The organism is Mesorhizobium humile, from assembly GCF_033977215.1.
Lineage (GTDB): Bacteria > Pseudomonadota > Alphaproteobacteria > Rhizobiales > Rhizobiaceae > Mesorhizobium > Mesorhizobium humile.
Map to the genome: position 1 here is coordinate 147950 of NZ_JAVIIV010000003.1, position 21917 is coordinate 169866.

The 21917-nt window shown below is 64.7% G+C and carries 17 protein-coding genes and 1 riboswitch; of the genes, 7 read left to right on the forward strand and 10 right to left on the reverse strand.

Annotated elements, in window-relative coordinates:
• Window position 1 precedes the first annotated feature (1 nt).
• From RFM52_RS06090 to RFM52_RS06100, 3 genes are read left to right on the forward strand one after another with little or no spacing between them, the layout of a single operon-like run.
• Window positions 2-1081, forward strand: coding sequence for an ATP-binding protein (locus tag RFM52_RS06090; RefSeq protein ID WP_320294609.1), 1080 nt, complete (start codon window positions 2-4; stop codon window positions 1079-1081).
• Between the two features lie 3 nt (window positions 1082-1084).
• On the forward strand, window positions 1085-3343 hold the full coding sequence (locus RFM52_RS06095; protein ID WP_320294610.1) for a DUF5682 family protein: 2259 nt from the start codon (window positions 1085-1087) through the stop codon (window positions 3341-3343).
• Entirely contained in the window at window positions 3336-4565 is a 1230-nt protein-coding gene (locus RFM52_RS06100) for a VWA domain-containing protein (protein WP_320294611.1), read from the forward strand. The genes RFM52_RS06095 and RFM52_RS06100 overlap by 8 nt, the downstream gene beginning before the upstream one ends.
• Window positions 4566-4645: 80 nt before the next feature.
• On the opposite strand, the gene RFM52_RS06105 is transcribed toward RFM52_RS06100, so the two are convergent.
• The 7 genes from RFM52_RS06105 to mtnK form a co-directional block, all read right to left on the reverse strand.
• On the reverse strand, window positions 4646-6646 hold the full coding sequence (locus RFM52_RS06105) for a protein-L-isoaspartate(D-aspartate) O-methyltransferase (RefSeq protein WP_320294612.1): 2001 nt from the start codon (window positions 6644-6646) through the stop codon (window positions 4646-4648).
• Between the two features lie 103 nt (window positions 6647-6749).
• Complete coding sequence (locus RFM52_RS06110) at window positions 6750-7475, reverse strand: MgtC/SapB family protein (RefSeq protein WP_320294613.1); 726 nt, start codon at window positions 7473-7475, stop codon at window positions 6750-6752.
• 114 nt (window positions 7476-7589) lie between these two features.
• Complete coding sequence (locus tag RFM52_RS06115; RefSeq protein WP_320294614.1) at window positions 7590-7748, reverse strand: peptide ABC transporter permease; 159 nt, start codon at window positions 7746-7748, stop codon at window positions 7590-7592.
• A 132-nt stretch (window positions 7749-7880) separates the two neighbouring features.
• Window positions 7881-8945, reverse strand: coding sequence for a class II fructose-bisphosphate aldolase (gene fba / locus RFM52_RS06120; protein ID WP_140675387.1), 1065 nt, complete (start codon window positions 8943-8945; stop codon window positions 7881-7883).
• A 159-nt stretch (window positions 8946-9104) separates the two neighbouring features.
• Window positions 9105-9572 carry a 6,7-dimethyl-8-ribityllumazine synthase gene (locus RFM52_RS06125; RefSeq protein WP_320294615.1) on the reverse strand — a complete coding sequence of 156 codons (468 nt, stop codon included), beginning with the start codon at window positions 9570-9572 and terminating at the stop codon, window positions 9105-9107.
• 79 nt (window positions 9573-9651) lie between these two features.
• Window positions 9652-9798, reverse strand: a riboswitch (FMN riboswitch).
• Window positions 9799-10022: 224 nt separating this feature from the next.
• Complete coding sequence (gene mtnA / locus RFM52_RS06130; RefSeq protein WP_320294616.1) at window positions 10023-11117, reverse strand: S-methyl-5-thioribose-1-phosphate isomerase; 1095 nt, start codon at window positions 11115-11117, stop codon at window positions 10023-10025.
• The gene (gene mtnK / locus RFM52_RS06135; RefSeq protein ID WP_320294617.1) at window positions 11114-12382 is read right to left on the reverse strand and encodes an S-methyl-5-thioribose kinase; all 1269 of its coding nucleotides are present in this window, start codon (window positions 12380-12382) and stop codon (window positions 11114-11116) included. The genes mtnA and mtnK overlap by 4 nt, the downstream gene beginning before the upstream one ends.
• 137 nt (window positions 12383-12519) lie before the next feature.
• Here mtnK and RFM52_RS06140 point away from each other — a divergent pair, with 137 nt between their 5' ends.
• The 3 genes from RFM52_RS06140 to RFM52_RS06150 all read left to right on the forward strand — a co-directional run bounded on the left by RFM52_RS06140 (window position 12520) and on the right by RFM52_RS06150 (window position 16188).
• Complete coding sequence (locus tag RFM52_RS06140; protein ID WP_320294618.1) at window positions 12520-14031, forward strand: sugar ABC transporter ATP-binding protein; 1512 nt, start codon at window positions 12520-12522, stop codon at window positions 14029-14031.
• A 69-nt stretch (window positions 14032-14100) separates the two neighbouring features.
• Window positions 14101-15096, forward strand: coding sequence for an ABC transporter permease (locus tag RFM52_RS06145; RefSeq protein ID WP_140809419.1), 996 nt, complete (start codon window positions 14101-14103; stop codon window positions 15094-15096).
• Between the two features lie 39 nt (window positions 15097-15135).
• Window positions 15136-16188: a substrate-binding domain-containing protein gene (locus RFM52_RS06150; protein ID WP_320294619.1), complete on the forward strand. Its 1053-nt coding sequence runs from the start codon at window positions 15136-15138 to the stop codon at window positions 16186-16188.
• Window positions 16189-16263: 75 nt separating this feature from the next.
• Here the strand turns inward: RFM52_RS06150 and RFM52_RS06155 are convergent, their stop codons facing one another.
• A complete protein-coding gene (locus tag RFM52_RS06155; RefSeq protein WP_320295022.1) occupies window positions 16264-16503 on the reverse strand; it encodes a DUF1127 domain-containing protein in 240 nt (79 codons plus the stop codon).
• A 125-nt stretch (window positions 16504-16628) separates the two neighbouring features.
• On the opposite strand from RFM52_RS06155, the gene RFM52_RS06160 reads away from it, so the two are divergent.
• Entirely contained in the window at window positions 16629-18143 is a 1515-nt protein-coding gene (locus RFM52_RS06160; protein WP_320294620.1) for a winged helix-turn-helix domain-containing tetratricopeptide repeat protein, read from the forward strand.
• 404 nt (window positions 18144-18547) lie between these two features.
• Here the strand turns inward: RFM52_RS06160 and RFM52_RS06165 are convergent, their stop codons facing one another.
• Window positions 18548-19612, reverse strand: a complete 1065-nt coding sequence (locus tag RFM52_RS06165) for a D-alanine--D-alanine ligase family protein (RefSeq protein WP_320294621.1) — start codon at window positions 19610-19612, stop codon at window positions 18548-18550.
• A 226-nt stretch (window positions 19613-19838) separates the two neighbouring features.
• Window positions 19839-21893, reverse strand: a complete 2055-nt coding sequence (locus tag RFM52_RS06170) for a bifunctional aldolase/short-chain dehydrogenase (RefSeq protein WP_320295023.1) — start codon at window positions 21891-21893, stop codon at window positions 19839-19841.
• Window positions 21894-21917 lie beyond the last annotated feature (24 nt).

Sequence of the window (21917 nt, forward strand, 5' to 3'; positions counted from 1 at the left end):
CATGAACGCAGCCATCCGCCTCCCGGCCGAACAGGTCTACGCCGCCGAACTGCACGCGCTCGCGCAGGGCGATGACCGCCAGAAGCCTGCCGGCTGGAGCCTGTCGCCGAAAGCCGTGCTGACCTATCTGATGGGCGGCAAGGCGAGCGACGGCACGGTGATTTCGCCCAAATATGTCGGCCGGCGGCAACTGATGGAAACGGCGGTCGCCACGCTCGCGACCGACCGGGCGCTGCTTCTGCTCGGCGTTCCGGGAACCGCGAAATCCTGGGTGTCGGAACATCTCGCCGGCGCCATCATGGGCAATTCGACCCTGGTCGTGCAATGCACCGCCGGCACCGACGAGAACCAGATCCGCTACGGCTGGAACTATGCACAGCTCCTGGCAAAGGGCCCGAGCCAGGAGGCGCTGGTGCCGACGCCGCTCTACCGCGCCATGCAGGACGGCAAGCTCTGCCGCCTCGAAGAACTGACGCGCATGGGCTCCGACGTGCAGGACACGCTGATCACCGTGCTGTCGGAAAAAATGATGCCGGTGCCGGAATTGAACACCTCGATCTATGCGCAGCGCGGCTTCAACATCATCGCCACCGCCAACAACCGCGACAAGGGCGTCAACGAGCTTTCCTCGGCGCTGAAGCGCCGCTTCAACGTCGTGGTGCTCCCTTTGCCAGACGACATGGCTGAGGAAGTCTCGATCGTCTCCAGGCGCGTCGGCGAGATGGCCGGCGGGCTGGACCTTCCGGTGCCGAAAAATGTCGGCGAGGAGATCGCTCGCGTGCTCACCATCTTCCGCGAGTTGCGCTCTGGCGCGACCGCCGACGGCAAGGTGACGCTTAAGACGCCGTCGGGCTCGCTGTCGACCGCCGAGGCGATCGCTACGATGGTCAGTGGCCTCAGCCAGGCGGCGTGGTTCGATGACGGCAAGCTCCATGCCGAAGGGCTGGCACCAAGCCTGGTCGGCGCCATCGTCAAGGACCCTGTGCAGGACAAGGTGGTGCTGGAGGAATATCTGGAGACGGTGCTGAAGAAGCGGCCCGACTATGCCGGCTATTATGCGGCGCTCAACGCGGCCATCTGAACCATGGCGCGGGACGGCATCAGCTATTTCGGCATTCGCCATCACGGGCCGGGCTCCGCCGGGAGCCTGGTCAAGGCGTTGCAGGAATTGCAGCCCGTTGCCGTGCTGATCGAGGGGCCGGTGGATGCCTCGCCGCTGCTGCCGCTGCTTGCCAGCCCCGACATGAAGCCGCCGGTGGCGCTGCTCTGTTATCCCGAGGACGATCCCGCCGCGACGAGCTTCTGGCCTTTCGCGGAGTTCTCGCCGGAATATCAGGCAGCACTCTGGGCAGTCGCCAACAAGGCGGCGTTGCGCTTCATCGACCTGCCATCGGCAGCACGGTTTGCCGAGAAGGGGCCTGAAAGGACGACAGACGCCGATGCCGCCGAGACGGAAGTCACGGACGAGCACAATGAAGAACCCACGCGCATCCACGATCCGATCGGCACCCTGGCTCGTGCTGCCGGCTACGAGGACGGCGAGAGCTGGTGGTCGGACATCATCGAGCAGAATCCCGCGCCCGGCCCGATCTTCGCGGCGATCGCCGATGCTATGACGACGCTGCGTGACGGCGAAGGCGCGATCGGCAAGTTCGAGGCGATGCGCGAGGCGCATATGCGCATCGAGATCGCCGCCGCGCGAAAAGAATTCGACGGGCCGCTGGCCGTCGTCTGCGGCGCCTGGCACGTGCCGGCTTTGCAAGCGGCACACACGCAAAAGAGCGATCAGGCGCTGCTCAAGGGCATCGGCCGGCGCAAGACCACGATGACCTATGCGCCCTGGACCGGCCCGCGCCTGGCGCTGGGCTATGGCTACGGCGCCGGTGTCGTCGCGCCCGGCTGGTGCAAGCATCTGTGGCAGACGCGTGGGCAGGACGACGCCTCGGTTTTGTGGCTTGCGCGCATCGCCTCGGTCCTCCGCGCCAAGGGCCACATGATTTCGACGGCGTCGCTGATCGAGGCGGAGCGTCTGGCGCGCGCGCTCGCCGCCATCCGCGAACGGCCGAAGCCGGGCTTCGAGGAATTGCGCGACGCTTCGGTTTCGGCACTCTTCAACGGCGAGGCCCTGCTGTGGAAGATGGTCGAGGCCGAGCTGCTGCTCGGCGCCGATGTCGGCGAGATTCCAGCCGACACGCCGCTGGCGCCGCTGATCGACGACCTGCAGCGCAACCAGAAGGCCGCCCGGCTGAAGCCGGAAGCGCTCGAGCGGGAACTTTCGGTCGACCTGCGCAGCGAGAGCGGGCTGTTCCGCTCGACATTGCTGCACCGGCTGAACGTGCTCGGCGTCGGCTGGGGCAGGCTGACCGATGTCGGGCGCAGCCGCGGCACGTTCCGCGAGCGCTGGATGCTGGCCTGGCAGCCGGAGTATGCCGTTCGCCTGGTCGAGAACCTCGTCTATGGGCCGACGATCGAGAAGGCCGCCAATGGCCGCCTTGTCCAGATGATCGGCGCCGCCCCAACGCTCGATACGCTGGCCACGCTGGTCCAGAGCGCGATTACCGCAGCCTTGGGCGAAGCATCCGCGGCCGGCCTCGCAGCGCTCGAGGAAAAGGCGGCGCACAGCAGCGAGTGCCTGGAGCTGCTGGCTTCGGTGCCGCCGCTCGCCGACATCATCCGCTATGGCGAAGCGCGCAAGACCGAGACCGAGCGCCTTGCCGGCCTGCTGGAACGACTGATCATCGAAGGCTCGATCGCACTGCCTTACGCCGCGCGCGACCTCGACGCACAGGCCGCCGGCGCGCTGATGGGCGCGTTGCGCAAGGCCGACGAAGCGATCAAGCTGGTCGAGCCGGGCGAGCCTGTCCTGGAGGCTTGGCGCAACGGGCTCGCGGCCGTGCTCGATTCGTCGCGCTCGACGGCGCTCGTCGCCGGCTGCGCCGCGCATCTGCTCTATGAGGCTGGGCAGCTTTCAGCCGATGAGACCACCGATCTCTTGGCAAAGCGCTTGTCGCCAGGCACGCCCGTGATCGATGCGGCTGCTTTCTTCGAAGGCTTCTTCAGCGGCGCTGGTCAGCGGCTGATCTATGACGAGGGTCTGCGGGGCGCCGTCGATGCCTGGCTGGCCTCGCTCGACGAGGAGGCTTTCGTGGCGCATCTGCCGCTGCTGCGCCGCGTCTTCTCCAACCTCGACAGCATGGAGCGCCGCCGCCTGATCGAGGCCGTGCTCGGCAAGAGGGCAAGCCTGCCTGCCGGGCTCATAGCCGCGCCGGATGGCGGCGAGGCATGGCGCCGGCATTTTGGCCTCCTCGGCAAGCTGCTCACGGGAGAGCCCAGCCATGGCTGACGAAACGACCGAGCCGGAGCTCGATCCAACGCTGGACAACCGGGAGCGCCGCTGGCGGCTGGCGATCGGCGCCGACGACGAGACGTCACCGGCGCTGTCGGCGGAGGACCGCCGGCTGTCGGCGGCGCTCGACGCGCTCTACGGCGACGGCAGCGGCGACACCACCGGCGACCCGCGCAAGCGTCGCGGCGGGCTTGGCCGCTCGGCGCCGCGTGTCGCGCAGTGGATGGGCGATATCCGCTCGTTCTTCCCCGAGCAGGTCGTCCAGGTCGTGCAGAAGGACGCCTTCGAGCGGCTTAACCTGAAGCAGATGCTGATGGAGCCGGAATTCCTCAAGGCGATCGAGGCCGACGTCAATCTCGTCGCCGACCTCGTCTCGCTGCGCTCGGCGATGCCGGACAAGACCAAGGACATCGCCCGCTCCATCATTTCCGATATCGTCGCCAAGCTGATGCAGCGCCTGGAGCAGAAGACCGCCGAGGCGATCCGCGGCGCGCTTGATAAGTCGCGGCGCACCAACCGGCCGCGTCAACGCGATATCGACTGGCGGCGCACCATCTCGGCAAACCTTCGCCACTACCAGCCGGACCATAAGACCGTGGTGCCGGAAAAGCTGGTCGGCTTCATGCGTCGCCAGCGCCGCCTGGTCGACCTCGACGAGGTGACGCTCTGCGTCGACCAGTCCGGCTCGATGGCAAGCTCGGTCATCTACGCCTCGATCTTCGCCGCGGTGATGGCCTCGCTGCCGGTGGTGCGGACCAAGCTGGTTTGCTTCGACACCGCGATCGTCGACCTGACCGAAGAACTCAGCGATCCGGTCGAGGTGCTGTTCGGCGTCCAGCTCGGCGGCGGCACCGACATCAATCAGGCGGTCGCCTATTGCGCCGAGCGCATCGAGCGGCCGACCAAGGCGCATTTCATCTTGATCACCGATCTCTACGAAGGCGGCAACGGCAAGGAGCTTCTGCAAAGGCTGGCGGCACTTGTCCGTTCAGGCGTCAACGTCATTGTACTGCTGGCGCTCACCGACCAGGGCCGTCCCGGTTACGACCCGTCGATGGCCGGATCTGTCGCCGCGCTCGGCATTCCGGTCTTTGCCTGCACGCCCGACCATTTTCCCGACATGATGGCGGCGGCGTTGCGTCGCGAGGACATCGCCGCTTGGGCGGCAAGTGCCGACATCAAGCTTGTCCGAGCGGACGTCGAGACGCCAAACGCGTAGCACTTGTGACTGGCGCGTTCACAAGCCGCGAATATGCGCCAGACTGCTTGGCTGCCCGGCAGGTGTCCTTGTTCAGCAGCTCAAAGCCCGAACGGATAGGTCTCGGGGACGTCCTTTCCGGCGTGCTCTGGTCCGAGCGGCGTGACCGCTTTCGTCTTGTTGAACCAGACAAAGGCGTCGAATTGCCTCGGCAAAGAGGCGTCGGCATAGTGGCTGCGCAATTCCGTCTCCGGCCGGTAGATCACGCCGATGAAGCGTTCGAGCCGACGCTCCAGCAAGCGATTTCTCAACGCGCCGTCGCGGTCGAAATCGAGCAGAAATCGCGGCACACCGCTATCATGGCAAAGTCGTTCGTAGCTGTCGGCGTGCGACGGCCGCACCCGCATAACCTCCATCGGAACGTCCCAGTCCGATGCTGCTGCCACCGTACCGCTGTCGGTGCCAAAACCGATCAGCGCCGCCTGGTTGCCGAAGCGCTCGCGGCAGAGCTGGCCGATGTTCAGCTCCTGCCTGATCGTTCCCATCTCGGTGTGGCGGGCATCGCCAATGTGGGAATTATGCGCCCAGACGACGGCTTTCGCCTCGGAGCCACGTGCCTCGAGCAGATGTTCGAGCGTTTCGAACATATGCCTGTCGCGCAGGTTCCATGAATCGGCACCGCCGTAATACATGATCCGATAGTAGCGTTCGGCGGCTGCGATCAGCCTTGCATTCTGCGCGGCATCGAGAAAGTCTGCGCCGTCCTGTCGGGCGTAATCGAGCTGCCTCGCAAGCAGTTCCTGACACTGCTCCAACACGGCTTGTTCACATTTTCGATAGCCAGAGGTGAGCACGGCGCGTCCGTATGTGGACGGCTCATTCTGCCAAGGCGTCAGGCAGCCGTAGCGTTGCCGCGCGGCAGCAGCCGCTTCCGGATCGACGTGGTCGAGATAGCGAAGCACAGCCGCGATCGAGGCGCTCATATTGTAGATGTCGAGACCGTAAAAGCCGACCATGCGATTCGCATCGTCGAGATTCGCATTGTGACCTCGCATCCAGCCGACGAACGCTTCGACGTCGGTGTTGCGCCACATCCATGTGGGAAAGCGCTGGAACGGTGGCTCGGCGGCCGTGCGCGCCGGCCGATGGCGGATGTAGCGGTCGATGGCCGCCGCATCCGGCCAATCCGCTTCAACCCCGACGATCACGAAGCCATGCTTTTCGATGAGCCTACGCGTGATTGCGGCGCGCGCCTTGTAGAACTCTGAGGTGCCGTGACTGGCCTCGCCGAGAAGGACAAGACGCCGGTCGGCGAAGCGGTCGAATAGGTCGCCGAAGGCCGGGTCTCGGAAATCGGGCAGCGGCTCGGCGGCGACTGCGATCATCTCCGGCAGGCTTTGTCCGCGCGCCGGCGGCGTGACCGTTCTCGGCAGATCATCATCGGATTGAGGCCTTTCCGCCCATCCTTCTTCGCCGATGAGTGGAACGAATTGCACGCCACCGAGGTCTTCCTCTGCGTAGGTCGTCGCGCCGGTGCGTGTGACCTTCAGCAGGCGCTGGTCGTCGGGGTCGTTGCCGACCGGGATCACCAGGCGGCCACCGACATCGAGCTGTTCCTGAAGCGCCAGCGGTGCGCCGGGACCGGCCGCGGCCACCACTATGGCGTCGAACGGAGCGGCGCCGCCCCACCCCTTGGTGCCGTCGCCGGCGCGGACCTCGATATTGTCGTAGCCAAGGCGGTCGAACCGCTGGCGGGCGACTTCGGCGAGCGTCGCATGGCGCTCGATCGTGTAGACGCGACCCGCGATGCGGCTCATCACTGCCGCCGCGTAGCCCGACCCGGTTCCGACCTCGAGAACGCGGTCGCCAGGATCGATCTCGGCGGCTTCGACCATGTAGGCGACCATAAAGGGCTGCGAGATCGTCTGGCCCTTGCCGATCGGCAGGGGGGTGTCCTCATAGGCGAATTCTTCGAAATCGGGATCGACAAAGGCCTCGCGTGGAACCTCCCGCATGGCCTGCAGGACGCGGCGGTCGCGAATTCCACGCTGGGCGATCTGGACATCGACCATCCGGCCGCGCGTCAGAGAAAGTTCGGCCATCAATGCCTACCCATCATGGATAAGTAACGTCTTGCCCAAAACCATCTGCAGGCAGGAAAGTTTCATGGGCCCGGACAATTTCAACCATCCTCCGTTACGAGACTCAGAATGGTTTCTCGCCGATCACCTCGAAACGCTCGACTGCGCAGTGCTCGCCGACGAGCGCCAGCACGTCGGTGGAAGGCGCTTTTGCGTCGGGCTGCTTCCATTGAATATTGAAGGAAAACACGAAACGGTCGCGGTCGCCATCATGCTCCATGCCGACGAAACGCGCATCGTAGCCCAGAGGTCGCACCATCTCCTGCAGATCGGGCGGCGAACTCTTCGGCCATGAGACCGACAGGATCGCCCTGTGGTCGCGCGGGATCTTGAGGTCGACCCATTTCAGCGCCTGCAGCGTAACCAAGGTCAGCACCGTCGCGATGCCGCCGAGGCCGTACTGGCCGCCGCCGAAGGCAAGGCCGATCATGGTCATGATCCACATCGTCGCGGCGGTGGTGACGCCGGTGACCAGATCGCCGCGCCGCAGAATGGCGCCGCCACCAATGAAGCCGACACCGGTAAGCACGCCGAGCGCGAAGCGCATCACATCCATGCGCACGAAGGAGTCCGGAGCCTTGCCGGCGACGTCGAGCAGCATGTTGGCCTGGACCATGGCCACACATGCCGCCAGACCGACCAGGATTGTCGTGCGCAGCCCGGCGGAATGACCCCGGGCCTCGCGATTCAGGCCGATGAGGAAGCCGGCGAGCAAGGTCAGCAACAGTCGCCCGACAAGGTCCGGCCAGGTCGGATGAAGCGGCATGTCGCAGCAAAGCGTCTCAAGCATCGACTGTCAGGGCGCTGAAATTCGCCGCGCCTCAATTTCGTCTGCGACGATCAACTAGGCAGAGCCGAGGATGGTTCCTTGGCGGTGCCCGGGAGCATCCGTGATGCGCAAGCTTCAGTGGGCGGCGAGGCTGACCATCAGCGCCAGCACCACGATGCCCACCAACCCGGCGATGAAGATGATGCGCTGCACGCGCGTGCGCAGGATGATCTCGCCCTGCCGTGCGTCTTGGCCGGAAAAAACCGGCCCTTCGCCACCGCGATCCTTGCTCATGATTTGCTCCTTCCCTCGAACGGTGCGGAAGGTGTCTGAGCAGGAACCAATTTGTCGGCGTGAAGTTCCGCCCCGTTTCGGCGAGGCGAATGCCCGCGATCGGATTGCGACCGGTCGCGGGCCATAGTTGGCTCAGCCGAATTTCGGATCCAAGCTGCCCGACTTGTAGCGCTTGGCCATGTCGGCAAGCGGGATCGGCTTGATCTTCGGCGCGTTGCCGGCTGTGCCGAACTGCTCGAACCGCTCCTTGCAGAGCTTCTTCATCGCCGCCATCGCCGGCGTCAGATATTTGCGCGGATCGAATTCCGACGGGTTCTCGGTCAGCACCTTGCGGATCGCGCCGGTCAGCGCCATGCGGTTGTCGGTGTCGATGTTGATCTTGCGCACGCCATGCTTGATGCCGCGCTGGATCTCTTCGACAGGCACGCCCCAGGTCGGCTTCATCTGGCCGCCATATTTGTTGATGATCTCCTGCAGGTCCTCGGGTACGGAGGAGGAACCGTGCATGACCAGATGCATGTTGGGCAGGCGGCGATGGATCTCCTCGATCACGTTCATCGCCAACACTGCGCCGTCCGGCTTGCGCGAGAATTTATAGGCGCCGTGGCTGGTGCCCATGGCGACGGCCAGCGCATCGACATGCGTGTCGCGCACGAACTGCTCGGCCTGCACCGGATCGGTCAAAAGCTGGTCGTGGCTGATCGCGCCTTCGACGCCGTGGCCGTCTTCCTGCTCGCCGCCGCCGCTCTCCAACGAGCCCAGCACGCCGATCTCGCCTTCCACAGACACACCGCCCCAATGCGCCATGTCGACGACGCGCCGCGTAATACCGGAGTTATAGGCGTAGTCGGCCGGCGACTTGCCGTCCTCCTTCAGCGAGCCGTCCATCATCACAGAGGTGAAGCCGTACTGGATGGCGGTGACGCAGGTCGCTTCGTTGTTGCCGTGGTCGAGATGCATGCAGACCGGGATGTCGGGATGGATCTCGACCAGCGCGTCGATCAGCTTGGCCAGCACCACGTCATTGGCATAGGCGCGCGCGCCGCGGCTGGCCTGCAGGATGACCGGCGATTTTGTCTCCTCGGCCGCCTCCATGATGGCGAGCCCCTGTTCCATATTGTTCATGTTGAAGGCAGGCACGCCATAGCCGTGTTCGGCGGCATGGTCGAGCAATTGTCTCAATGTGATGCGAGCCAACGAATAGTCTCCCGTATCTGGTTGCAGGCGCGATTTGGCAGGTTGGGCCGAAGCCCGGCCCAACTGCTTCTGGCTGGATTTCCGACGGACCGCAACCCACTCAAGGCGCGGTCCTGAAATCCAAATCGGTTTAGTTCCGATGCGCCGTGCGCGAAGCGGTCAGGCGGCGATCTGCTCACGCGCGGCGAGGATCTCGACGCAGGCCCTCGCGGCTTCCTTGCCCTTCACGATAAAATGCTCGTGGAAGAAGCGGTGGTGCTCGGCGCTATCATGGTAGTTGTGAGGCGTCAGCACGGCCGACAGCACCGGCACGCCGGTCGCAAGCTGCACAGTCATCATGCCGTCCAGAACGGCGCCTGCCACGAAATCGTGGCGATAGATGCCGCCATTGACGACAAAGGCGGTGCCGAGGATCACGGCATAGCGGCCGGTCTCGGCGAGCGTCTTGGCGTGCAGCGGGATTTCATAGGCTCCCGGCACGTCGAAGACCTCGACGGCAAAGCCGCCAAGCGCGGCAAGCTCCGCCTCGAAGGCAGTGACGCATTGGTCGACGATATCGGCATGCCAACGCGCCCGGATGACGGCGACACGACGGGTAGTATGGTCTTTGGGGAAATGCTGATTCATGGGTCCTTCCTTCCGTTTTGAACCAGAATCAGGACGCACGACGCAAAAAAGCGACCCGCATGCGCGGACCGTCTCCTGCGTACGTTCTCTTCCATCCGGACTGTAACCGTCGGCTCCGGAATCGCACCGGATCTGCTGACCCTTCCGATAGGTGGAAGGCGCTCGCGGGCTTGGGGTCGAGACCCTTACCGCCGGTGGGGACTTTCACCCCGCCCTGAGAACTTAACGCGGGTAGGTATGGAGGGGTGGCAAGGTGCTGTCAATGGCGGTCGTCATTCTAGGGCGGAGCAAGGAGCGAAGCGACGCGCGCAGACCCTAGAATCCATTCCGTGACGCTAACGTGTTGCAACGGCTACAGAATTCTGCACCGCTGCGCTCGATGGCGGAGGTCACGGCATGGATTCTCGGGTCAAGCCCGAGAATGACGACGTGGTGGGGGAGATCAGCCAATCACCCACGCTCCGGAAACATCGCCTTCAGCCCCTCGCGCGAGGCCTTCGCCACGCCGCGCTCGGTGATAAGCCCTGTCACCAGCCGCGCCGGCGTCACGTCGAAGGCAGGGTTCGCCGCCGGTGTCGCATCCGGCGAGACCCGCACCTGCGCGATCTTGCCGTCCGCCGTCTTGCCCCAGACAAGCGAAACCTCGTCGCCGGAGCGTTCCTCGATCGGGATTTCGGCGAGCCCGTCCGCGACCGTCCAGTCGATGGTGGGCGAGGGCAGCGCCACGTAGAACGGCACGTCATTGTCGGCGGCGGCCAAAGCCTTCAGGTAGGTGCCGATCTTGTTGCAGACGTCGCCATTGGCCGTGGTGCGGTCGGTGCCGACGATCACCATGTCGATGTCGCCATGCTGCATCAGATGGCCGCCGGCATTGTCGACGATCAGCGTGTGCGGCACGCCGTGTCCGGCCATCTCCCAGGCGGTCAGCTGGGCGCCCTGGTTGCGCGGCCTGGTCTCGTCGACATAGACATGCACCGGAATGCCGGCCTCGGTCGCGAGATAGATCGGCGCGGTGGCAGTGCCGTAGTCGACGGTCGCCAGCCAGCCGGCATTGCAATGGGTGAGGATGTTGACCGTCTCGCCCGGCTTCTTCTTCGCCGCGATCTCCTTGATGATGGCAAGCCCGTTCTCGCCGATGGCGCGGTTCAAACCGACATCCTCATCGGCGATTTCGGCGGCGCGCCGGTAGGCAGCTTCCGCGCGCGCTTCGGGCGCCAGCGGCTTGAGGAAGCGCCGCATCTCGTCCAGCGCCCAGCGCAGGTTGATCGCCGTCGGCCGCGTTTTGTGCAGCGTCTCCCATACGGCGTCGAGCGCTTCGTCCGACGGATCGTCCTGCATCTGGATGGCGACGCCATAGGCGGCGGTGACGCCGATCAGCGGCGCGCCGCGCACCCACATGTCGCGGATCGCGGTGGCGATGCCGGCGACCGTTCCGATCGTCTCGATGCGGAACTCATGCGGCAGCCAGCGCTGGTCGATGATCTCGATCGACCGCTTGTCGTCGCTGAGCCAGATGGTGCGGTAGTGGCGTTCGCCGACGTTCAAATTCTGTTCTCCTGTTCGATCAGCGCGGCGAGATTGTTGACCTCGTCGATGCTGTGGATCTGGCGCCGGTTGACGGCGATGTGGCGGCCGAAGCGCAAAGCCTTGGCCTCACATGTGGCGCGCAGGTCTTGATCGGCAATGGTCTCGAAATCGGCATTGTGGGCTAGCCCGAGGATGCGCCGGTGCACCTCGATGCCGGCAAAGCCGAGCAGGTCGGTCCAGATGGAATGCAGCATGTGATCGAGCGCTTGTTCGGAGCCGAGCAGGTCGCCCTGATCCTCGAACAGGCTCTTCTGGTAGAGGATGCCGGTACGCTCGGTGCGCCACAGATGCGAGAATTCGGCGCGGAACACTGCCCAGGTCTCGGCCGTGACACCGAGCAGATAGGCGCGCATCGAGTTCCTGCTGCCGTTCTCCTCATGGCCGTGCTGCGAAAAGAAGGCCATCCAGAAATTGGCGAGCAGCATGCCGACATCGAAGGCGATCGGGCCGTAGAAGGCGAATTCCGGATCGATCATCCGGGTCTCCGTGTCGGTCACCATGATCGAGCCGGAATGAAGATCGCCATGCAGCAGCGTCTCGGCATTGGCGGCAAAGAGATGCTTCAGCCGCTGCGCTTCGACCTTGAGGTCGCGGTCGGCGCGCAGCTCCGCCACCAGGCCGTCGAGCTGCGGCGAGGTGTGCCGGTTCATCTTGGCGTCGAAATAGGGATCGGAAAACACCAGGTTCTCGGTGATGTCGCAGAGCTCGACATTGTCGGCGAACAGCGCCAGGTCGGCCTTGCGCTCTTTCGTCACCATCGACAGGTCCGAGCCGCGGAACAGCGTGCGGGCCATGAACAGGCCGATGTCGCGCGCGATGTTCGGCAGTTCGCGGCCGTCGATCAGCGCGCGCCGCAAGATGATGTGCGGCGGCGCCAGATATTCCATGACGATCAGCGCCTGGGTCTCGTCGAAATGGTAGATCGCCGGCACCGAGCCGGGCGCGCGTGCCTCCTGCCTGGTCAGCGCATGATATTCGAAGAAGGAGCGCTTGAGCGGCAGCGGCCAGCTGTCGCCGACCAGCCGCACATAGGGCAGCGCCTGCTTGACCACCGCGGCGCCCTGGTCGCCCTCGACGATGAAGACGAGGTTGAGATTGCCGTCGCCGACCTCGCGTACCTTCCACTGGCCGGCGTCCTTGCCGATGCGCTCGGTCAGCGCCGTGGTCTCGCCAAGGCGCTTCGGCAGCGTTTCCACCGACAATGCTTCGAACTTCCCGGTCATGCTCTCCCCTCCTGCGCGCGGTTTCCGACGATAGCGGAGCCACGGCGGCGGGGCCAAGCTAGGAAGCGCTTTGGCAAATGTCAATCGTGTTGACAATTGCCGAATGAGCCCATAGCGTCACCAGCCGGGAGGAACGGATGGGCGCAGATGCCGTGTTCCATGTGGAGGGCCTGAGGAAATCCTTCGGCCAGAACGAGGTGCTTGGCGGCATCTCGCTCGACCTCTTTGCGGGCGAGGTGACCGTGCTGATGGGCGCCAACGGCGCCGGCAAGTCCACCCTGGTCAAGATCGTCAGCGGCGTTTATTCGCGCGGCGCCGGCTCGATGCAGCTCGCCGGCAAGGCCTTCGACCCGCAGACCCCCGCCGAAGCCATCCGCGCCGGCGTCGTCACCGTGCATCAGAACATCAATGACGGCGTGGTGGCCGATCTCGATGTCGCCACCAATCTGACGCTCGACCGGCTGAGCGGCAAAGGCGCGTCGTTGCTTTTCAAGCCTGCCAATGTCCGGGCCGAAGCGAGAGCCGTCGCCGACCGCATGGGGCTCGCGATCGATCTCAAGGCGCGCGTCAGCGACCTTTCGTTGGCGGATCGGCAGATGGTGGCCATTGCGCGGGCCATGGCGCACCAGCCCAAAGTCCTGATCCTCGACGAGCCGACCTCGTCGCTGTCGAGCGCCGAGGCCGACCGGCTGTTTTCGCTGATCGACCGGCTGCGCGGGCACGGCGTCGCCATCCTCTACATCTCACACCGCATGTCCGACATAAGGCGGCTCGCAGATCGGATCGTTTCGATGCGCGACGGCATCGTCTCCGGCGTCTTTGACAAAAAGCCGCTCGACTATGAGGGCGCGGTCAACGCCATGCTCGGCCGCAAGATCCATCTCGACCAGGTGGTGGCGCGGAGTTCCGCCCGAGCCGTCTTCACCGCCGAGAGCCTGCGGATCGCGCAAGGGTCGAGGCCGATCTCGATGACGCTCGGCACCGGCGAGGTGGTGGCGATCACCGGTCTGGTCGGCGTCGGCAAGACGGCTTTGGCGGAAACGCTGTTCGGCGTGCGCAAGCCACTTGCCGGCACCATGCATATGGACGGCAAGCCCTACACGCCGGGCTCGGCGCGCGAGGCGATCGCAGCTGGCGTCTTCCTGGTCGCCAAGGATCGCGCCGCGAGCGGCATCGTCGGCGGCTTCAACATCGAGCGCAACATCAGCCTGCCGTTCCTCAAGCGCATGTCGGGCCTGGGCGTCATGAAGAAGCGCGCCGAGCGCGCCGTCGCACGCCGCCAGATCGACGAGCTCGGCATCGTCTGCCGCTCGGAGAAGGACGAGCTGTCGGCGCTTTCCGGCGGCAACCAGCAGAAGGTCATGGTGGCGCGCTGGATGTCTCAGGCCTCGCGGCTCTTCATCCTCGACGAGCCCTTCCAGGGCGTCGACATCTCGGCGCGCCGCGACATCGCGGCCAAGCTGAGGGCCAGCGCCGACGGCCGCGCGACGCTCATTTTCGTCACCGAGATCGACGAGGCGCTGGAGACCGCCGACCGTATCCTGGTGATGTCGGAACACACGATCGTCGGCGAGCACCGCAACGCCGACATCGACCTCGACCGGCTGCTGGCGGAAGTGGCCGGCGGACCGCTTCACAGCGCGGCATGAGGTCGAGTAATTTGCATGGAGTGGACTTGGAATGCGTTTGACTTCGAATGCCGCGCGGCGGGGCGCTGAGTGATGTTGCGCGACTACGCCATCCGCTACGGCTTCATCGTCCTGCTGGTCGGCTTGATCGCCTATTTCGCGATCGCCGCCGACGGTTTCGCTTCGCCGCAAAGTGCCGTCTTCATCTTCCAGTCGGTGGCCATCACCGGCGTGCTGGCGCTCGGCGTCACCGCGACGCTGGTCGTCGGCGGCTTCGACCTCTCGATCGGCTCGGTCGCCACCAGCGCCATGATGGCGGCTTCCTACGCCATGGTCGTGCTGGAGCAGAATGCGATCGTTGCCGTCATCGCCTGCCTCGTCATCGGCGTCATCGTCGGCCTGATCAATGGCTGGCTGATCGTCTATATGCGCGTGCCCGATCTGCTGGCCACGCTCGGCATGATGTTCCTGCTGCTCGGCCTGCAGCGCATCCCGACCGAAGGCCGCTCGATCGCCACCGGCATGACCATGCCCGACGGCTCGGTCGCCAACGGCAAGTTCTCGGAAGCCTTCCTGGCGCTCGGCCGCCACCGCATCGACTTCTTCATTCCGAACCTGATCCCGGTTTCGGTGGTGGTGCTGGTGGTGCTCGCGGTGCTGATCTGGTTCTTCCTCGAATACACCCGCTTCGGCCGCATGATGTATGCGGTCGGCTCCAACGAGAGGGCGGCTGAACTCGCTGGCGCGCCTGTCAAGGCATACAAAATCTGGGCTTATGTGATTTCGGGAGTTTTTGCCTCGATCGGCGGGATTCTGCTCGCCGCCCGGCTTGGACGCGGCGACATCGCCTCGGGTAATAATCTCTTGCTTGACGCTGTCGCCGCGGCGCTCATCGGCTACGCGGTACTCGGCGCCGCCAAGCCGAACGCCTTCGGCACGGCCGTCGGCGCGGTGTTCGTCGGCGTCCTGCTGCAAGGCCTGACGATGATGAACGCTCCCTACTACACGCAGGATTTCGTCAAGGGCGCGGTTCTCGTCGTCGCCCTTGTCTTCACCTTCGCCCTTTCCGGCAGGGGCAAGAGATAGTTTCGACCGGGGCATTGAGACAAAACGGAGGAAAACGAAGTGAGCATCACAAGAAGACTTTTGGGGAAGGCAGCACTCGGCCTCGCCGGCGCGGCGCTGCTGATGCAGGGCACGGCTTTGGCGGCGGACAAGCCGGCGCCGTTCGACAAGCCGGGCGTGAAGATCGCGCTGGTGCGCTATCTTTCGACCGGTGACTTCTTCCAGGCCTATCTCTCGGGCGTCGAGGCGCAGGCCAAGGCGCTCGGCGTCGACCTGCGCGTGCTGGACAGCCGCCAGGACGCCGCCCTCCAGGCCGACATGGTCGACCAGGCGATTGCGCTCGGCGTGCAGGGCATCATCATCCAGCACGGCCTGACGGAATCGATGAAGGATGCCGCCCAGCGCGCGGTGGATGCGGGCATCAAGGTGGTTGCCTTCGACGTCAATGTCGAGAACCCGAAGATCCCGCAGATCGAGCAGTCGGACAAGGATCTTGCCAAGCTGGCGCTCGAGCAGGCGGTGAAGGACAATGGCGAAAGCTGGAAGGCCGGCTATGTCTATGTCGCCGGCATCGCCCCGCTCGACCGCCGCAACGAGACCTGGGTGGACGTGAAGAAGAAGTATTCGGGCATCAACGAGGTCGCCATGTTCGGCACGCTCGACAACCCGATCGCCAACTCGGTCGCCAACCAGGCGCGCTCGGTGCTGCAGGCGCATCCAGACATCAAGGTGATGTTCGCGCCCTATGACGAGTTCGCCAAGGGCGTGAAGATCGCCGTCGACGAGGCGGGCCTGAACAAGGGCATCAAGATCTACTCGGCCGACATCTCGACCTCGGACATCGCCGCGATGCGCGAGCCCGACAGCGCCTGGGCGGCCACCGCCGCCACCAACCCGGCCGTCGTCGGTCAGGTCTCGGTGCGCGCTTTGGCGCAGTTGCTCGCCGGTGAGGACCCCGGCCACAACGTCATCGTGCCGCCGACGCTGATCACCCAGAAGGAGCTGATCGACAAGGACATCAAGAACATGGAAGACCTGTCGGCCAAGCTGCCGCAGTTCGCCCATGCCGATGTTGCGATGCCTGCCTGGATGCCGAACCCGAACGCCAAATAAGGGTTCTGCCTGTCACTGATGGAGAGAGCGGTCCAACGGGCCGCTCTCTGTCTTTTTCAGGGGACCGTTGCGACCTCATCTTTGCCAGAACGGAAGTTTCGCGATCTCCGCTTCAACCTCTTTTTTCGTCAGTCCGATGTCGTCGATCAGATGCGGATTGTCCGTCACCATGCGCTTGAGCTCGAAGCGAAAATAGGCCTGCTTCCGTCGCTCGGCGAAAAGGCTGCGCAAGGCTGAGAGGCTGTAACGCCGGCGGCCCTTGATCTCGGCTGGGCACGTCGCCAAAGGTGTGCAAGGCGCAAGAATGTGGTTCATGGCAACCTCCATGCGGTGCGGGTTCGGAAACCCGTGATCTGATTGAGATTGCAGTGTGCCGCAGGCGCCCGGCGGCGTAATTAAGCCCTCCCAAATAGTTCTCAAAACTTCCAAATCGGCTATAGATGCCCCGCATGCAGGGATCGCGCTTCGCTTTTGGACCGTTCGTGTTTGATCCTGGCGCGGGAACGCTGCTGCGGGGCGATGTTCCCGTTGCCGCAGGTCACCGCGGGCTGAAGCTTTTGGAAGCGCTCATTGCGCGCCCCGGCGAAATCCTGGCCAAGGCCGAGTTGATGGACGCTGCCTGGCCGGGCACGGCCGTCGAGGAAGGCAATCTCACCGTGCAGATTGCCCAACTCAGGAAGCTGCTCGGTCCGGCGGCCGGTGGCGGCGAATGGATCGCCACGGTGCCGCGCGTCGGCTATCGCTTCGCCGGCGCCGTCGAACAGGCCGACGCCAGGCGCAAACCCTTGCCGCTACCCGACAAGCCATCGATCGCCGTGCTGCCCTTCGTCAATCTGAGCAACGATCCCGAGCAGGATTCTTTTGCCGACGGCCTGACCGAAGACCTGATCACCGATCTCTCGCGGATCCCGGGCCTGTTCGTCATCGCGCGCAACTCGGTGTTTGCCTATAAGGGCAAGGCCATGGATGTGCGCGCCATCGCCGGCGAACTCGGCGTGCGTTTTCTGCTTGAGGGCAGTGCGAGGCGCGCCGCCGGGCGCGTGCGCATCAACGCGCAGCTGATCGACGCGCTGAGCGGCGAGCATCTGTGGGCGGAGCGTTTCGATCGCGGCCTGGAAGACATTTTCGCCGTCCAGGATGAGGCGACCGCCAAGATCGTCGAGGCGCTGCTCGGTCGATTGCGCGCGCCGCCGGCGCGCAACCGGCCGAAGAACCTCGAAGCCTATGATCTCGTCGTGCGGGCGCGAAAGATGTTCGACGAGTCGCCGCAGATGGCGCGCGAAGCGCATCTGATGCTGACGCGCGCCATCACGCTCGACCCCGACTACGCGGAGGCCTATCGCTGGCTCGCCATGAACCACTGGATGGGCTGGGTGCATTGGGGCGAGCCGTTCGAGCCTGCCCGCAGCACGTCCCTCGAACTGGCGCGCAAGGCTGTGGCGATCGATCCCAACGATGCCGGTTGCCGCTGGGTTCTGGCGAACCTTCTTGCCTATGAACGTGATTTCGGGCGGTCCGAGGCCGAATTCGCCAAGGCGATCGAGCTCGATCCGAACGAGGCCGACATCTGGGCGACCCTGTCCGACATCGAGGTTCTGGCCGGGCAGATAGACTTGAGTCTCGAACACATTCGCAAGGCGTTCCGGCTGAACCCGTTTCCACCGAGCTGGTATTATCTCACGCTCGGCCAGGCGCAATATGCGGCCCGCGACTATGAGGCCGCTGTCGAGACGCTGCGGCGCGACGAGACCTATCGCACCAGCTCACGCCGCTTCCTGGCGGCAGCCCTTGCTCAGCTCGGCCGCCTCGACGAGGCGCGCACCGAGGTTGCGCTGTTCCTGGTCGGCAATCCGCATTTTTCCACGCGGCGCTGGGTCGACACAGAGCCGTTCCGCGACGACGCGGTGCTGGAGCATTTCGTCGACGGCTTCCGCAAGGCCGGCCTGCCGGAATGAAGCCGGCCACGATGATGGGGCTAGTCGCTCCAGCACAGGGATTTGACTGGTCGGCTCTGTTTGCGTTGGCAGGTGGCATGCCTTGGGGATTGGCCGAAACGCCCACGCCGTCGTCATTCTAGGGCGGAGCAGGAGCGAAGCTCCGTCGCGAAGACCCTAGAATCCATGCCGTTACCTTCGCCAAGGAGTGCAACGGAGCAGAATTCTGCATCGTGGCAACGCCTCAACATCACGGAATGGATTCTATGGTCTGCGCCGCGTCGCTTCGCTCCTTGCTCCGCCATAGAATGACGACTTGGGGCGGCTTCAACCAATCTCCGGTGTTCGCGCTGATTTCACGATAATGAGCGGAAAATCTTGTACCAAGACAAACGGCAACCCCGCGTCCAATTCCTCAGATTTTTTCACCGGCCGGCCCGCGCCAACCCATGCGCCACCAGACGGTCGATGACCTCTGGATAGCCGACGCCGCTGGCCGCCATCGCCTTGGCGTACATGCTGATGTTGGTGAAGCCCGGAATGGTGTTGAGCTCGTTGATCAGGAATGTCATGTCCGGCATCAGGAAGAAGTCGACGCGGGCCATGCCGTCGCAGCCGAGCGCCCGGAACGCCTTGGCGGCCATGTCGCGCATGGCCGTCTCGGCTTCCAACGGCAGCTCGGCCGGCACGGTCAGGGCCGCGCCATTCTCGTCGATATATTTGGCGTTGTAGTTATAGAAGCCGTGGCTTTCGGCAGGCACGATCTCGCCCGGCCGCGAGACGAAGAGCTCGCCCGCTGGGCTCTCCAGCACGCTGAACTCTATCTCGCGGCCGCGAACGAATTCCTCCGCCAGCAGCTTGCTGTCGTGCTGGAACGCTTCCGACAGCGCGCGATCGAATTCCTGGCTGCCATTGACCTTTGCCACACCGACCGACGAGCCCTGCCGCGCCGGCTTGATGAACAGCGGCAAGCCGAGCTTGTCTTCGAGGTCGGCAAGCGACGGCGGCGCAGCCTCATCGATCGTCGCCGAGCGCGCGACAGGCACGCCCGCCGCCTTCAGCAGCCGCTTGGCGATGTCCTTGTCGAGGGCGGTGGCCGAGCCGAGGATGCCGCAGCCGGCGAGCGGCACGCGCGCCACTTCCGCCAATCCCTGCACCGCGCCGTCCTCGCCATGCAGGCCATGCAGCACTGGAAACAGGACATCGATGGCGGGCAGCGGGTAAGGAGAGCCGCTGGCAGGGATCGCCAGCATCCGCCCATGCCCGCCCGGCACCAGGCAGATTTCAGTGCCGCTGGAGGGCGTGGCGAGAGCGCCGTTCTCGAAACCGCTCAGCAGCCACTGCCCTTCGCGCGTGACGAAGATCGGCACGGCGTCGTATTTCGCCGGATCGAGCGCGGCCATGACATTGGCCGCCGAAAGCAGCGACACCTCGTGCTCGGCGGAGCGCCCGCCGAACAGCACACCGATACGCAGTCTTTTCGCGGGCATCGACAACTCCACCAATGATCGGGGTCGGAGCTCGTACGCGAAACACCAGACATCCCCCTTCAACTCTCCGGAGTAGTAACCGAAGGATTGGAGTGGGACTTTGACCGGTTGAAGCAGTTTTTCAGCAGAAGCGCGAAAGGCCTTCCGTTCGAAACCGCGTCAAGACGAGGAGCGGTTCATCCGTTTATGAAACGGTGAACCGCTCCAAGGCTGTGTTGTTACGTCCTCAGCGCAGCGCCGCCGCGATGTTGCCGCCGTCCACGGTCGTCACGTCCGCGGTGGTGCGTTCGGCCAGGGCCTGATGCAGGAAAGCCTGCGCCACGTCGTCGGCCGTCACTTCCTGCCCCAGCAGATTGCCGGACATGTATTCCTTCTCCGACACGCCGCGCGCGCCGGAGCGGCTGGCGATCATCGCATCGGTCAGAAGGCCGGAGCGGATGCGGTCGGCGTTGACCGCATTGGAACGGATGCCATAGGCGCCGTAGTCCAGCGCATATTGCCTGGACAGGAACAGCGTTGCGGCCTTGGGGATGCCATAGGCGCCGAATTTCGGGCCGGGATTGATCGCCTGCTTGGAGGTGTTGAAGAGCAGAACGCCGCCGGTGCCCTGTTCCAGCATGATGCGAACCGCGTTCTGCGCCGCCGACTGGTGGGCAAAGAAGTTGAGCTCGAAGCTCTTGCGCAGCATGGCGTCGTCGAGCTCGCCGATGCGGCCTTCCCAGGCCGCGCCCGCATTCGAGACCAGGATATCGACGCCGCCATAGACGGCGACCGCCTTGTCGAAGGCGGCGCGCATTTCGGCCGGGTTGGTGATGTCGGCGCCGACACCGATCGAGTTGTTGCCTGCCGCCTTCGCCGCGTCCGCCGCCTTGGCCGGATCGAGGTCGACGATCACCGCATGCGCACCGTTGGCGGCGAACAGTTTTGCCGTCGCGGCGCCGATCGCGCCGGCGCCGCCGGTGATCAGCACCACCTGGCCGGTCAGCGGCTTCGGCTTGTTGGAGGCGAGCTTGGCTTGCTCCAGCGACCAGTATTCGAGCGGAAAGAGGTCGGCCTTGGAGAGCGGATGGAAATTGCCGACGGCTTCGGCGCCGCGCACCGCCTCGATCCACATCTCGCCGACATCTGAGGCGATCTTGGCGTCCTTTAGCGTGCGGCCATGGCCGAACATGCCCAGCCCCGGCACCAGCGTCAGCCGTGGCATCGGGTCGAGCATGGTGCGCTTGACGTCGTCCAGCGCGTCATTGGTCTCGAAATAGGTGGTGTAGTCCTTGACGAAAGCCTCGACATGGCTGCGCACGACGCCCTTGTAGTCACCGAGCTTGTCGGCGTCGGGCGCGGGCACGGCCATCGGTCCGGTCTTGATGCGGATCGACAGGTCGGGCGTCGACACGCCACGGCCGGCATAGTCGGCGATCTTCGCAGAATTGATGAAATCGACGATCGCATCCGAGGTGCGGAAGTCGCTGATCATGCGGTCGAAACGGCCTTCGCCGCGCGCCACGGCGACGGCGCCGCGCAACGTCGGCGCGATGTCGCCGGGCTTGGCGAGCTTTGCCGGCAGCGCCGCCTTGGCCGCCTGCGGCTTGCCGTTTTTGGCGACATAGTCCTCGGCCACGTTCACGTAGTGGATCATGCGGTCATAGGCCTGCTTGGCATCGTCGCCGAAGGTGAAGATGCCATGCTTGTCGAGGATCAGGCCTTCGACGCTCGGATCGGCGTCGAACACTTCCGCCGCCACCTTGGCGAGGTCGAAGCCCGGCTTGATGTAGGGCACGTAACCTAGTCTGTCGCCGAACACGGTCTCGATCAGCGGCTTGCTGTCTTGCTGGTCGACGATGGCGAGGATCGCCGTCGAATGCGTGTGGTCGACAAAACGGTGCGGCAGGAAGGCGTGCAGCAGCGTTTCCACCGATGGGTTCGGGGAGGCGGGGTCGATGAGGTTGGAGCGCTGCAGCGCCACCATGTCCTCGTCGGCGAGCGTTTCCAGGGAGCGCGCCTTGAGCAGCGCACCCATCTTCACAGCCGGCAGGCCTTGCGGCTCGATGACGGCCATGTCCCAGCCGCTGCCCTTGACGCAGAGCACGTCCCATTCGTCGCCGATGAGATCGGTGGCCTTGGTCTTGCAGGACGTGTTGCCGCCGCCATGCAGCACCAACCGCGGCTCGCCGCCGAGCAGGCGGGTCGTGTAGACGCGCAGCGCAAGGTCGCGGCTGACGCCCTTCCTGGCATAGTCGGCAACCATCTTTTCAGCGTCGGCGTCATTCCAAAGGTTCTTCATGTCGATCCGTCCGATACTCGTCTT

Bases quoted from the DNA above. Each gene is read 5' to 3' on its own strand.
- RFM52_RS06090 (WP_320294609.1), top strand. From the start codon at position 2: ATGAACGCAGCCATCCGCCTCCCGGCCGAACAGGTCTACGCCGCCGAA.
- RFM52_RS06095 (WP_320294610.1), top strand. From the start codon at position 1,085: ATGGCGCGGGACGGCATCAGCTATTTCGGCATTCGCCATCACGGGCCG.
- RFM52_RS06100 (WP_320294611.1), top strand. From the start codon at position 3,336: ATGGCTGACGAAACGACCGAGCCGGAGCTCGATCCAACGCTGGACAAC.
- RFM52_RS06105 (WP_320294612.1), bottom strand. From the start codon at position 6,646: ATGGCCGAACTTTCTCTGACGCGCGGCCGGATGGTCGATGTCCAGATC.
- RFM52_RS06110 (WP_320294613.1), bottom strand. From the start codon at position 7,475: ATGCTTGAGACGCTTTGCTGCGACATGCCGCTTCATCCGACCTGGCCG.
- RFM52_RS06115 (WP_320294614.1), bottom strand. From the start codon at position 7,748: ATGAGCAAGGATCGCGGTGGCGAAGGGCCGGTTTTTTCCGGCCAAGAC.
- RFM52_RS06125 (WP_320294615.1), bottom strand. From the start codon at position 9,572: ATGAATCAGCATTTCCCCAAAGACCATACTACCCGTCGTGTCGCCGTC.
- mtnK (WP_320294617.1), bottom strand. From the start codon at position 12,382: ATGACCGGGAAGTTCGAAGCATTGTCGGTGGAAACGCTGCCGAAGCGC.
- RFM52_RS06140 (WP_320294618.1), top strand. From the start codon at position 12,520: ATGGGCGCAGATGCCGTGTTCCATGTGGAGGGCCTGAGGAAATCCTTC.
- RFM52_RS06155 (WP_320295022.1), bottom strand. From the start codon at position 16,503: ATGAACCACATTCTTGCGCCTTGCACACCTTTGGCGACGTGCCCAGCC.
- RFM52_RS06160 (WP_320294620.1), top strand. From the start codon at position 16,629: ATGCCCCGCATGCAGGGATCGCGCTTCGCTTTTGGACCGTTCGTGTTT.
- RFM52_RS06165 (WP_320294621.1), bottom strand. From the start codon at position 19,612: ATGCCCGCGAAAAGACTGCGTATCGGTGTGCTGTTCGGCGGGCGCTCC.
- RFM52_RS06170 (WP_320295023.1), bottom strand. From the start codon at position 21,893: ATGAAGAACCTTTGGAATGACGCCGACGCTGAAAAGATGGTTGCCGAC.